We start from the raw sequence: 13,247 nt of genomic DNA on the forward strand, positions 1-13,247 counted from the left end.
AGCTATCTCCAAGTTCGATTGGAATTTCTCCGCTACCCACACCTCATCCCCGCACTTTTCAACGTGCGTGGGTTCGGGCCTCCATCCAGTGTTACCTGGACTTCACCCTGGACATGGGTAGATCACCTGGTTTCGGGTCTACGACCACATACTCATTCGCCCTATTCAGACTCGCTTTCGCTGCGGCTCCGTCTCTTCAACTTAACCTCGCATGTAATCGTAACTCGCCGGTTCATTCTACAAAAGGCACGCTATCACCCATTAACGGGCTCTAACTACTTGTAGGCACACGGTTTCAGGATCTCTTTCACTCCCCTTCCGGGGTGCTTTTCACCTTTCCCTCACGGTACTGGTTCACTATCGGTCACTAGGGAGTATTTAGCCTTGGGAGATGGTCCTCCCTGCTTCCGACGGGATTTCTCGTGTCCCGCCGTACTCAGGATCCACTCTGGAGGGAACGAAGTTTCAACTACAGGGCTTTTACCTTCTCTGGCCGGCCTTTCCAGACCTGTTCATTTACCTCGTTCCTTTGTAACTCCGTGTAGAGTGTCCTACAACCCCAGGAGGCAAGCCTCCTGGTTTGGGCTAATCCCGTTTCGCTCGCCGCTACTCAGGGAATCGCGTTTGCTTTCTCTTCCTCCGGGTACTTAGATGTTTCAGTTCCCCGGGTCTGCCTTCAATACCCTATGTATTCAGGTAAAGATCCTATCCCATTACGGATAGGGGGTTCCCCCATTCGGAAATCTCCGGATCAAAGCTTACTTACAGCTCCCCGAAGCATATCGGTGTTAGTACCGTCCTTCATCGGCTCCTAGTGCCAAGGCATTCACCGTGCGCCCTTTCTAACTTAACCTACTTCGGCCGCTGATCGACTGCGGATCTCTGCGTCAGCTCTCTCGCTCCGCTCCTCACGTACTGAAGTACGCTCCGGTGCTCACTCGGTCGCTTCCTTGATCTCCTTGCCGCTCATCGTCCTCATGGTTTGTGCTCTTACGTTGTTTTAAAACAATAATAAGAGAAAAAAACTAAGATGGCGATTACTCGGTTATTGCTTCTTCATTAACATTATCTAGTTTTCAAAGAACAAATCTTTCAATGAGAGATTGAACTCTCAAAACTGAACGAACAAAACGCGTCACGTTTCATGTAAATATCCTTAGAAAGGAGGTGATCCAGCCGCACCTTCCGATACGGCTACCTTGTTACGACTTCACCCCAATCATCTGTCCCACCTTAGGCGGCTGGCTCCAAATGGTTACCCCACCGACTTCGGGTGTTACAAACTCTCGTGGTGTGACGGGCGGTGTGTACAAGGCCCGGGAACGTATTCACCGCGGCATGCTGATCCGCGATTACTAGCGATTCCGGCTTCATGCAGGCGAGTTGCAGCCTGCAATCCGAACTGAGAATGGTTTTATGGGATTCGCTTAACCTCGCGGTCTCGCAGCCCTTTGTACCATCCATTGTAGCACGTGTGTAGCCCAGGTCATAAGGGGCATGATGATTTGACGTCATCCCCACCTTCCTCCGGTTTGTCACCGGCAGTCACCTTAGAGTGCCCAACTGAATGCTGGCAACTAAGATCAAGGGTTGCGCTCGTTGCGGGACTTAACCCAACATCTCACGACACGAGCTGACGACAACCATGCACCACCTGTCATCCTGTCCCCCGAAGGGGAACGCCCTATCTCTAGGGTTGTCAGGAGATGTCAAGACCTGGTAAGGTTCTTCGCGTTGCTTCGAATTAAACCACATGCTCCACCGCTTGTGCGGGCCCCCGTCAATTCCTTTGAGTTTCAGCCTTGCGGCCGTACTCCCCAGGCGGAGTGCTTAATGCGTTTGCTGCAGCACTAAAGGGCGGAAACCCTCTAACACTTAGCACTCATCGTTTACGGCGTGGACTACCAGGGTATCTAATCCTGTTTGCTCCCCACGCTTTCGCGCCTCAGCGTCAGTTACAGACCAAAGAGTCGCCTTCGCCACTGGTGTTCCTCCACATCTCTACGCATTTCACCGCTACACGTGGAATTCCACTCTTCTCTTCTGCACTCAAGTTCCCCAGTTTCCAATGACCCTCCCCGGTTGAGCCGGGGGCTTTCACATCAGACTTAAGGAACCGCCTGCGCGCGCTTTACGCCCAATAATTCCGGACAACGCTTGCCACCTACGTATTACCGCGGCTGCTGGCACGTAGTTAGCCGTGGCTTTCTGGTTAGGTACCGTCAAGGTACCGGCAGTTACTCCGGTACTTGTTCTTCCCTAACAACAGAGTTTTACGATCCGAAAACCTTCATCACTCACGCGGCGTTGCTCCGTCAGACTTTCGTCCATTGCGGAAGATTCCCTACTGCTGCCTCCCGTAGGAGTCTGGGCCGTGTCTCAGTCCCAGTGTGGCCGATCACCCTCTCAGGTCGGCTACGCATCGTCGCCTTGGTGAGCCGTTACCTCACCAACTAGCTAATGCGCCGCGGGCCCATCTGTAAGTGATAGCCGAAACCATCTTTCAGCTTTCCCTCATGTAAGGGAAAGAATTATCCGGTATTAGCCCCGGTTTCCCGGAGTTATCCCAGTCTTACAGGCAGGTTGCCCACGTGTTACTCACCCGTCCGCCGCTGACTTCAGGGAGCAAGCTCCCATCTGTCCGCTCGACTTGCATGTATTAGGCACGCCGCCAGCGTTCGTCCTGAGCCAGGATCAAACTCTCCATATAAGAGTTGATTAAGCTCATAAGTTGTCTTTTCAAAAAAGACTAAAGAATTAACGTTGACGTTTTTGTTCGTTCAGTTTTCAAAGATCAATCCGCCGCTCAGAAGCGACTTTATTAATATATCATTTCTCAATCACTTCGTCAACAACTTTTTTAAAACTATCAAATCTTGTTAACGTCTCAAGCGACTGTTTTTCTATAATAACACCTGTTGCCCATATGGTCAACAAGATATTCGTAAAAACTAAAAAGATTTTATTATGCATTTAAATCAGAAGAAACCAGCTGCGTTAAATCGCAGCTGGTTTCTTCTATATATATTACTATTTGGAGATGACAATGATTTCTTTTTCTTTTAGATCAACAGCGCCTGGCTTATTAATCTTGATCCCTTCACCCTGCTGAAGGTTTGTAAATACGATTGGCGTGATGATAGAAGTTGCATTTTTCTCGATATAATCAAGATCCACTTTCAACAGCGGCTGCCCTGCTTCTACACGGTCATTTTCAGCAACTAACGCTTCAAATCCCTGACCTTTCAGGTTTACTGTATCAATACCTACATGGATAAGGATTTCGCGGCCTGAATCTGAAAGGATGCCGATTGCATGCTTTGTCGGGAACATGTTAACGATTTTCCCATCTACCGGTGATACAACAGTTCCTTCTGCAGGTACAATCGCAAAACCATCACCCATCATTTTACCTGAGAATACAGCGTCAGGTACTTCTGTGATTGGTTTGATTTCTCCTTTGATCGGTGAAATGAAAAGCTCTTCCTTGTGCTCAGTCTGAAGAGCTTCAGGATTTACTTCTTCAATTTGCTGTTCAACTCCGCCTTCCGGAGCTTTTTCAACCGCGCGCGGTCTTTTGCCGCTCATGATATCTTTCATTTGTCCTTTGATTGTTTCAGATCTTGGGCCAAAGATAGCCTGGATGTTGTTTCCTACTTCCAGTACTCCAGATGCACCAAGTTTTTTTAAGCGTTCTTTATCTACATTTTTAATATCGTTTACTGATACACGAAGACGAGTAATACATGCATCAAGATGAGCGATGTTTTCTTGTCCGCCCATAGCATCAAGAACTTCATATGGAAGATCTCCGCCTTTACCTGAAGAAGCTGTTTCTTCATCTTCTGCTTCTTCACGGCCCGGAGTCATTAAATTAAATTTGCGGATGGCAAATCGGAAGCCAAAGTAATAGATCACAGCAAATACTAATCCAACCGGAATGACAATCCAGGCATTTGTCTGAGGGTTGATTAAACCGAATAGAATATAGTCAATCAAACCGCCTGAGAAAGTCATGCCGATTTTCACATCCAAGAGATGCATGGTCATGAATGACAGACCCGCAAACACTGCGTGAACCGCAAACAGGATAGGAGCTACGAATAAGAATGAGAACTCCAGCGGCTCTGTAATACCTGTTAAGAAAGAAGTTAACGCCGCAGATGCCATAAGGCCTCCGACTACCACTTTCTTTTCCGGGCGTGCCTCATGATAAATTGCTAATGCAGCGGCAGGAAGACCGAACATCATGAAAGGGAATTTACCAGTCATGAATGTACCTGCAGTAAGGTTTTGTACATTATCACTGATTTGCGCCATGAAAATACGCTGGTCACCTCGAACCGTTTCACCTGCATTCGTTACATACTGTCCAAATTCATACCAGAATGGAGAGTAGAAAATATGATGAAGACCAAACGGAATTAATGAGCGTTCAATTAATCCAAAAATAAACGCTGATAGAGTCAAGTTCGCATGAACCATGTTTTGAGAGAAAGCATTTAGCCCTTCCTGGATTGGCGGCCAGATAACCAGCATCAGCAAGCCAAGGACTACAGACGTTGCAGCCGTAATAATCGGAACGAAACGCTTTCCGGCAAAGAATCCTAAATATGATGGAAGTTCGATTTCAAAAAACTTGTTATACAATGCAGCGGCGATAATACCAACAATGATACCGCCGAATACACCTGTCTGCAGAGTTGGGATTCCTAAGATGTTTGCATAGTTAAGCCCATTTACATCCTCTGCAGTAATTCCTGCAGCCGTACCCATTGTCACATTCATAATTAGATAGCCGATAATGGCAGCAAGCGCAGCTACACCTTCACCGCCGGCCAAACCAACTGCTACACCAACTGCAAATAGAACAGGCAGGTTGGCAAAAACGATATCTCCTGCTTTTTGCATAACCTGAGCGACGATTTCAACTCCGCTGTTATCCAGGAATGGAGCCAGCTCAAGCAGCGCCGGATTTTGCAGAGCCGCACCGATAGCGAGCAGTATACCCGCTGCCGGCAGTAATGCTAGTGGAAGCATTAAAGCTTTTCCGACTTTTTGCAGGACGCCAAATACTTTTTTAAACATATGTTAACCCCCTAAAGTTTTTACTCATTAAGCGTTTTCATTTAATAGCGGCAAGCATTAAAAAAAAATAAAAAAGGCATGAGGAAAAAAAGGATAGAATTCAGGTGTATACAAGGGTATCATACCCTTTTTACCTAAATTCAATTACCTTTCTTCACTCATGCCTGATCGAATCAGTAACACGTAAAGACTTGCCTGTATCTGGACAAGATACTTAATTTATTTTCTTTTGAAGCCTTTGCAGATGCATTGTCAGATAAACAGCTTCTGCATTAAAGACTGGTTTTTTTAATGTTTGCTGCATTACTTTAATGAGCTTCCAAGAGAGATTGTAGCATACCGGATATTCTTCTTTCAAGAGGGAAGTTATTTTTTCCGGCTCTTCAACCACCTCGCCTTTGTTTACCCGTTCAATGGTGAATCGGATATGGCGGACAAGCCTCATATAATCGATGCTGTCTTTATTAATCTTAATGTCCAGCTGTTCTTCAATCATATTCACGAGATGGGTTACCAGCTGAGAATGCTGATTGACTTCGGATAAATCGCGGTTCATCACAGCACTGTGAACATGGAGGGCAATGAACCCAATCTCCCCTTCAGGCAAATAAATGCCGGTCCGCTGTCCTATAAGATTCACTACTTCATGGGCAATTTCGTATTCAAATGGGTAGAGAGTCTTGGTTTCGATAAGAAAAGGGTTTTTCATTTCCATCCCTTTTTTCAGACGCGTTATTGCAAACATCAAGTGATCAGTTAACGCAACATGAATATGTTCATTAAGCATGGAATTCGCCCTTTGTTTAATCAATTGAATCGAGGAGATAATTGATTCAAGCAATTCATTATCCACAAAAGGCATCAGTTTAATATAATTCTCCTGCTCTTTTTCATTTTTAAGCACAAAGAGCTTTTCAACCAAATTAGAGTCGATTGGCTGGCCTGGCTTCCGGCTGAACCCAATCCCCTTGCCGATAAGGACAACTTCTCCAAATGACTCGTGGCTGCCAATGAGGACATTATTATTAAGCACTTTTTTTACCTTATACTCACCCATTCTCTTCTCCCCGCCCATTAAACAAATGTACTCTCATGGTATTAAAGCCTGTCCGGGAAGTCAACGTATTGATTTGAATAAAATAAAAAGAGACCCGCATTGAAGCGGGCCCTATTCATAATATTACTTCAGGAAAACGAAATACAAAACAAATATGACGAACAGCCCATACATGATTGGGTGAATCTCTTTGATTCTTCCTTTTACAATCATGGTGATTGGATAGAAAATAAATCCGATTGCAATACCTGTTGCGATACTGTAAGTCAATGGCATTGCAATAATGGTAAGGAATGCCGGAACTGCAATTTCAAACTTCGTCCAATCAATGTTGCCTAATGATGCAACCATCAATACACCGACAATGATCAGTGCCGGAGCTGTCACCGCAGAAGTGATGACTTCTAATAACGGGAAGAAGAATAATGATAACAGGAAGAACCCTGCTGTGACAATCGATGCAAATCCTGTTCTCGCACCTGCCGCAACCCCTGATGAGGACTCAATGAAAGAAGTTGTCGTGGATGTTCCGAATATCGCACCAACGACAGTTGCTGTGGAGTCCGCCAGAAGCGCTTTACCTGCGCGGGGCAATTTATTTTCTTTCATTAATCCCGCCTGGTTGGCAACACCCACTAAAGTTCCCGCTGTATCAAAGAAGTCAACGAATAGGAATGTCAGAACAACGACAAGCATGCTTGTTGAGAAGAATGAAGGGTCACTGTATGCCCCGAATGCCGCTCCAAACGTTGGAGCTACACTTGGCACGGAATCAACAACCTTTCCTGGTACGTCAATCAAGCCGGCAATCATCCCAACAATCGTCGTGAGTACCATTCCTATAAAAATTCCGCCATTAACACCTTTTGTCATCAGAATTACAGTGATGATGATCCCGAAAATAGCCAGAAGCACATTCCCATCAGTAAAATCGCCTAATCCTACAAGAACTGCATCATTATTGACAATCAGCCCTGCGCTTTGAGCACCGACAAATGTAATAAACAATCCGATTCCGGCACTGACCGCATACTTTAATTCTGCAGGAATCGAGTTAATAATTTTTTCACGCAAACCGGAAAGGGATAAAATGATAAAGATAATCCCTGAGATAAGAACCCCGCCTAATGCATGCTGCCATGGAATTCCCATCGTTAAAACAACAGTATAAGCAAAAAATGCATTTAACCCCATACCTGGTGCTAGTGCAATTGGATACTTGGCTAATACCCCCATTAACAGAGATCCAATAGCCGCGGCTACTGCAGTTGCCACGAATACGGCACCATAGTCCATTCGCATGGTGTCAGGCAGATCCGGTATATCCATTAATGATAAAGTGATCGGATTAACGACTAAGATATAAGCCATTGCTAAAAAAGTTGTAAGTCCGCCAAGGAATTCACGGCGATAGTTCGTTCCAAGTTCTTCAAACTGGAAGTACTTCTTCATTTCTCTTCCCCCTATTGCTGTCTATATTTTATAAAATAAAAAAACTCCGGTTTGAGTACCGGAGCATTGACAACTAGGCTCGTGCTTTCAATAGGGGAAACAAAGTAAAATAATGGCAAAAAAAACATCCCTATCTGCACTTACCTCGTAGTCAAGCTATTTACGGCAGCTCGGTAGAAACTTTTGGGCCATATCCCCAATATTATACGACGTAAAACGACATATTTAATTCTTCTTTATCATAGCACCTCAAAAAGTCCCAGTCAATAGAAAACGCGAACATTTTCATGTCCGCGTTTTCTTAATGTTCGTATTTTATTCCCACTCAATTGTTGCAGGAGGCTTGCTCGTAATATCGTAAACCACTCTGTTGACATGCGATACTTCATTAACGATCCTTGTTGAAATAATCTCCAGTACATCCCATGGGATACGTGCCCAGTCAGAAGTCATGCCGTCAATTGAAGTTACCGCACGGATTCCAATGGTATAATCATAAGTCCGGGCATCTCCCATTACACCGACACTGCGGATATCAGGCAAAACTGTGAAGTATTGCCAAATGTCGCGATCAAGCCCTGCCTTTTGGATTTCCTCGCGTAGTATGGCATCAGACTCGCGCACAATTTCAAGCTTATCTTCTGAGATTTCCCCAAGTACGCGGATACCTAATCCCGGACCAGGGAATGGCTGTCTCCAAACAATTTCATCCGGAATGCCAAGCTCTGTTCCCAGCGCACGCACCTCATCTTTAAACAGAGTGTTAAGCGGCTCGATCAGCTTGAACTGCATATCTTCAGGAAGTCCGCCTACATTATGGTGAGATTTAATGGTTTGCGCAGTAGCTGTTCCGCTTTCAATAATATCTGTGTAGAGAGTCCCCTGTGCAAGGAAATCAATGCCTTTAAGCTTAGCAGCTTCATCATCGAATACATAGATGAATTCGTTGCCGATAATTTTTCGCTTTTGTTCAGGATCGCTAACACCTTTAAGCTTATTCATAAAGCGCTCCTGGGCATCCACTTTAATAACATTCATATTAAAGCCATCAGCAAATGTCTTCATGACGCCTTCTGCTTCATCTTTTCTCAGCAGGCCGTGATCCACGAATATACAAGTTAGCTGGTCGCCGATTGCTTTATGAATAAGGACGGCAACAACAGATGAATCCACACCGCCGCTTAATGCGCAAAGAACTTTTTTATCTCCAACTTCCTGGCGGATCTTCTCCATTTCAATTTCAATGAAGTTTTCCATTGACCAATCGCCTGTACAGCCGCAAACGCCGAACACAAAGTTTTTCAGCATATCGTTTCCGTGAACTGAATGGCGCACCTCAGGGTGGAATTGAACAGCGTATAAACCGCGTTCTTCATTGCTCATTGCAGCAATCGGGCATGATGGATTTGTACCATCTACTGTAAAACCAGCTGGAGCCTCTACGACAAGATCGCCATGGCTCATCCAGACTGTCTGTTCTCTAGGCAGATCTGTAAACAATTTGGATTCATTTTCAATCTTCATGATCGCCTTTCCGTATTCACGGTGTTTGGCAGGCTCTACTTTACCATCAAAATGCATCGTCATCAGCTGCATGCCATAGCAGATTCCGAAAATCGGCAAGCCCAGTTCAAAAATTTCTTCATCACAGCGGAAAGCATTTTCGCCATAAACACTGTTAGGCCCGCCCGAGAAAATAATCCCTTTTGGATTCATTTCTTTGATTTCCGCAGCTGTAATCGTATGCGGATGCAGCTCACTGTATACGCCAAACTCACGGATTCTGCGTGTAATTAACTGATTGTACTGGCTTCCAAAGTCCAGCACTACGATCATTTCTTGATTTTGAAGTTCTGTTTTCCCCGTCACACTGTTCACCTCATTAAATTTGTTATATTACTTTTAGTCTTCTCTCCTGCAGGTAAAATATCTAGTAAAAATATAATTTCTTTGCAATCTCATATATAACTGCCAGCCAGAAGCTGGACAATAATAAAACCGGAACTCTTTCTCCACAAAAAAAAAGTGAAGGCAGAATTCCGGTTTTCACGTATAGCAAAAAGCTTCTTCTGCCTTCATAGTCAGATCATTTACGGCGATCCGGTAGAGACTTTCGAACCATATTATCGAGGATATATGAAGGTTGCATGATTTAATTGTAATACGCGGCAAAAACCGAACAATATGCCGCTGTCTTATTTGCCTATTGTAACAACAGCCCCAAATCCCGGTCAAGCTATTGTCTTTTTAATTAAATTTTCCCACAATTCCTTCGTGTCATTCCAGCTTCCTTCTTTTAGAACTCCCCTGTAAACAAGTTCTTCGTAGCGGGCTGTCAGCCTGCTCATTTCCCCTGTTGAGAAAAAGCTGTCGATATATTTGGCATACTCCCTTAAGGTTTGGCCGTTTTTCCGCTTTAGTCCGTAGCGGTCCAATTCTTTTAAAAGAATTAGATAAGCCTTAGGGAAATGCTCATCATCCTTTGTCTTTTTAAATCTCCAAATAAAATAATGCGGCATCCATTTGCCCCTCTTTTGGAAAAGCACGAAAACAAGAACACCAGCTGCCAATATGGCTGCTCCGATTACTTTCCAATTATCTTTTAAGAAAGTTCCCAGATTGTCCCAAAGTTCTTTTATCGAAAACGGCGATTTTTTCGCCGCTGTTTCTTCAGGCATTTCCGGCTTAACAGGAGTCTCAGTCTCGTTTGGCTTTACTGCTTCCGGCTGGCTCGTATCTTGGCCTGGGGTGTCAAAGTTAAATTGTACATTATTATTGAACCCCTGAGTTGGTTCAAATGAAACCCAGCCCATCTCAGGGAAATAGATTTCCACCCATGAATGGGCATTGTTATTTGTTACCTCAAACAAGCGAAGACCAGACCCTAATGACTGCTTGAATTCTCCTTCTGTATAGCCCTTCACCCATCTTGCCGGCAATCCAATGGATCTGGCCATTACCACCATAGAGGAGGAGAAGTTGTCGCAATATCCTTGTTTGGTATCAAATAAAAACTGGTCCACATAATCTTCATTTTCATCTGGAACAGCTACATCTGTCTGGCTGTAGGTATATTCTGCCCTTCGGAAATACCTCTCAAGCTCCCTTGCTTTTTCAAACCAGTCCGGTTCCTCTTGAGTAATTTCCAGAGCAAGTTCCCTGACTCTTTCAGGCAAGTCTTCAGGCAGCTGTGTATATCGTGCCATAAATTCTTCAGGCAGTGATTCCGCATTTGCCCCGGCTGCCTTCATTGCAGTCACACTGTATTCAGGTACCTTGAAGCCTAATTTATATTCTTCCAATGCAAATGGCCGTCCGTCCTCCAATGTCCGAATCTTTTCAGTGGCCGTTTCCAGTTCATAGGTAATGAACGGTGCAGCTTCAATATTATGCAACCCTAATGGATACACCAAATGAGGGTAATTCATAAAAGTATAAACGGAGCTTACTTCTTCAGTGGTTTCAATTGCATCGTTATCGATGAACGATGTAACCGGGATTTCTTCTCCCATTCCAAACCGAAGATATTCTCCTTCAGCCTGGGATGTAACCCATCCTTTGCCTGTATAAGTATCTTTTGTTTCAACCTTCCAGTAATGGCGGGACTCCACTTCCGCCCTGAAAACCACAGCGTTATCTCCTATAAAAGGGCCGCCAAGACGGGAATCATCTTCACCATAGCCGATTTTCTGAATACCCGGGCCATCACCGCCGCTATTTTTTCCATAGGACTTAATAAACGGAACAGGATCGGGCCATATCGGTTCTGCCTTAGGAGCTGCAAACCCTAAGCCAGTACTTAGTGCGATCAGAGCGGTCAGCGGAATCATCCATTTGCGCGACAGGGAGGCTTCTTTTTTCAGCCCTTCCTGATCCAGAAGACGGTTGAACGTTAAGATGCCCATAACCGCAAAGCCCGCAATAACTGTCCTGACAATCGCCGCATCTGCCGTGTAAGGCGTAAAGGTATCCAATACAGTTATATAAATGAGTGTCATAAAAAAGAAAATGAAAATCCGCCTGCGATTGATCAGCCAGTACTGAATCAAATAAGTCATCAGCCACAGCAGAATAAAAAAGAGAAGGGTTCTGAATAAATTTGTCATGCCCGGCCATTCTCTATCAGCTATTAAACCAAAGTTGTGCACCATGTCCGATGCAAATAAAGATATCCATGAAAATTGGAAAAACGATCCCTCAAAGTACAAATAATGCAGTTCATAGAGAATATAAAGCACCTTTATAAACCCGCTTAACACAGGGCTGACACCGAAAAAAGCCAGCAGAAGCGACAGTATAAGGAACACGAGGAAAACAATTACATTGGATGTATCCGTCAGCTCTTCAACTGGACGAAGCCATTCCCATAATAAGAAAAATCCCAGAACATAAAGGAGAAAGGAGGTAAGATCTTTCTGTACCTTTGGAGAACTCATCACTTGCTCACCCCCGAAAACACATCTGCAAACTGTCCGTTATGAACTAAAACTACCCTGATTCCCCTCGCATTAGCGGAGGTTTTGAGCAGCAGTTCATCACTGGAAGGAGCTTCATCCTCATTTTTCATTAGAAATATAGTGACAATCCCTTTCTTGGACGTGAAAAAACTGGCTTTCTCTATAAGCGCTTTTGTTAATTGCGCTGTAATAACCATCAGCTGACTGTTCTGCTGTAAAAGAAAATGCTCTGCTTCAAGAACCCGGTCCACTGCTGCTGCAGAATCATCCTTTATTTTTGCCAAATGATAAAACAGCTGGAGCTGGTGCGCTTCCCCGCCTCTGATTGGAAAAGCTGTCCGCGTTTCTGCTGAGGTCAAAAAGCCAGTCTGTGCTCCTTTGCGGAGAATCGCCCTCACAATGGAGGCTGTAAACGAAACGATCGCCTCAAATCGGCTATCCGGTGCACAGTCCATGAGGATATAGACGTCATGCGATTGCCTTTGTTCAAATTCTTTGGTCATAATATCATTCCGCTTAGCGGTAGCTTTCCAGTTAATCCAGGAGAATCTGTCTCCCGGCCGATACTCCCTGATGCCGATGGCCATGGAAGTATCCCTTTGCACCCGCTCTTTTGAAGCAGTCATTCCCTGATCATAATGATGTGCCATAGGCTTATAAATGATTTCCTCATATGCCGGGTAGACGATCATCCGGCTCTCAGCAGGGGCTAGCCTTTCTTTTTCAATTAAACCGAGCAGATCACCTGTTTTCATACGGATGGAGGCAAAAAAATGCTCCCCCCTCGGCAGGCTATTAATTCTGTATTGAAGGGACATTTCCTTCTGGAACCCAGGAAATAAAAAACGCTTTGCCTCGTTTGATTTCCTGGCGTGCTGAAGCTGTTCACTCATCTCATCCTCAATGACCAAATACAATAAGGGTAAAGCTGTCCTTCTGGTTATCTTCAAGGTAATAACTGCCTGTTCACCTGCATTGAATTCTGTTTTCGGCATGATCCGCTCCACCTTAAAGTCGTTTAAAGAATAAAACGATAAACCAAGTGCGTAAAGAGCAAAAGGAAGAAAGCTGTAAAATAAAAACCAGCTTACGAAGCCGCCCTGAAACATCGCATATGAAAAGGCGAACAGAATAAGCAGAAATAACACAATCAGCTTCCAGACATCTTTCATTGTATTTAACAGCTGTTTCAT

Annotated in this window: 6 protein-coding genes, 2 rRNA genes and 2 riboswitches (1 of these 10 only partly in view); all 8 genes read right to left on the reverse strand. The window is 44.6% G+C overall.

The features are described from left to right. Positions 1-853, reverse strand: a 23S ribosomal RNA gene (locus tag QUF73_15965); it reaches 2,083 nt to the left of the window's first position. A 307-nt stretch (positions 854-1,160) separates the two neighbouring features. Further along, a 16S ribosomal RNA gene (locus QUF73_15970) occupies positions 1,161-2,710 on the reverse strand. Together the 16S and 23S rRNA genes form the textbook arrangement of a ribosomal RNA operon. 320 nt (positions 2,711-3,030) lie before the next feature. Next, positions 3,031-5,088 carry a glucose-specific PTS transporter subunit IIBC gene (ptsG, locus tag QUF73_15975; GenBank protein MDM5227678.1) on the reverse strand — a complete coding sequence of 686 codons (2,058 nt, stop codon included), beginning with the start codon at positions 5,086-5,088 and terminating at the stop codon, positions 3,031-3,033. Between the two features lie 214 nt (positions 5,089-5,302). After that, on the reverse strand, positions 5,303-6,145 hold the full coding sequence (locus tag QUF73_15980) for a PRD domain-containing protein (protein MDM5227679.1): 843 nt from the start codon (positions 6,143-6,145) through the stop codon (positions 5,303-5,305). Positions 6,146-6,268: 123 nt separating this feature from the next. Then, positions 6,269-7,597 carry an NCS2 family permease gene (locus tag QUF73_15985; protein ID MDM5227680.1) on the reverse strand — a complete coding sequence of 443 codons (1,329 nt, stop codon included), beginning with the start codon at positions 7,595-7,597 and terminating at the stop codon, positions 6,269-6,271. Positions 7,598-7,725: 128 nt separating this feature from the next. Beyond that, a riboswitch (purine riboswitch) is annotated at positions 7,726-7,827 on the reverse strand. 85 nt (positions 7,828-7,912) lie between these two features. After that, positions 7,913-9,433 carry a glutamine-hydrolyzing GMP synthase gene (gene guaA, locus QUF73_15990; protein MDM5227681.1) on the reverse strand — a complete coding sequence of 507 codons (1,521 nt, stop codon included), beginning with the start codon at positions 9,431-9,433 and terminating at the stop codon, positions 7,913-7,915. 222 nt (positions 9,434-9,655) lie between these two features. Beyond that, positions 9,656-9,757, reverse strand: a riboswitch (purine riboswitch). 71 nt (positions 9,758-9,828) lie between these two features. Then, positions 9,829-12,033 (reverse strand): transglutaminaseTgpA domain-containing protein, encoded by a 2,205-nt coding sequence (locus tag QUF73_15995; protein ID MDM5227682.1) that lies wholly within the window; start codon positions 12,031-12,033, stop codon positions 9,829-9,831. Then, positions 12,033-13,247, reverse strand: a complete 1,215-nt coding sequence (locus QUF73_16000; protein MDM5227683.1) for a DUF58 domain-containing protein — start codon at positions 13,245-13,247, stop codon at positions 12,033-12,035. The genes QUF73_15995 and QUF73_16000 overlap by 1 nt, the downstream gene beginning before the upstream one ends.

This window comes from Cytobacillus sp. NJ13 (genome assembly GCA_030348385.1).
Lineage (GTDB): Bacteria > Bacillota > Bacilli > Bacillales > Cytobacillaceae > Cytobacillus.

Coding starts and splice junctions, on each gene's coding strand:
- guaA (MDM5227681.1), bottom strand. CDS start 9,433: ATGATCGTAGTGCTGGACTTTGGAAGCCAGTACAATCAGTTAATTACA.
- QUF73_15985 (MDM5227680.1), bottom strand. CDS start 7,597: ATGAAGAAGTACTTCCAGTTTGAAGAACTTGGAACGAACTATCGCCGT.
- ptsG (MDM5227678.1), bottom strand. CDS start 5,088: ATGTTTAAAAAAGTATTTGGCGTCCTGCAAAAAGTCGGAAAAGCTTTA.
- QUF73_15995 (MDM5227682.1), bottom strand. CDS start 12,033: ATGAGTTCTCCAAAGGTACAGAAAGATCTTACCTCCTTTCTCCTTTAT.
- QUF73_16000 (MDM5227683.1), bottom strand. CDS start 13,247: ATGAAACAGCTGTTAAATACAATGAAAGATGTCTGGAAGCTGATTGTG.
- QUF73_15980 (MDM5227679.1), bottom strand. CDS start 6,145: ATGGGTGAGTATAAGGTAAAAAAAGTGCTTAATAATAATGTCCTCATT.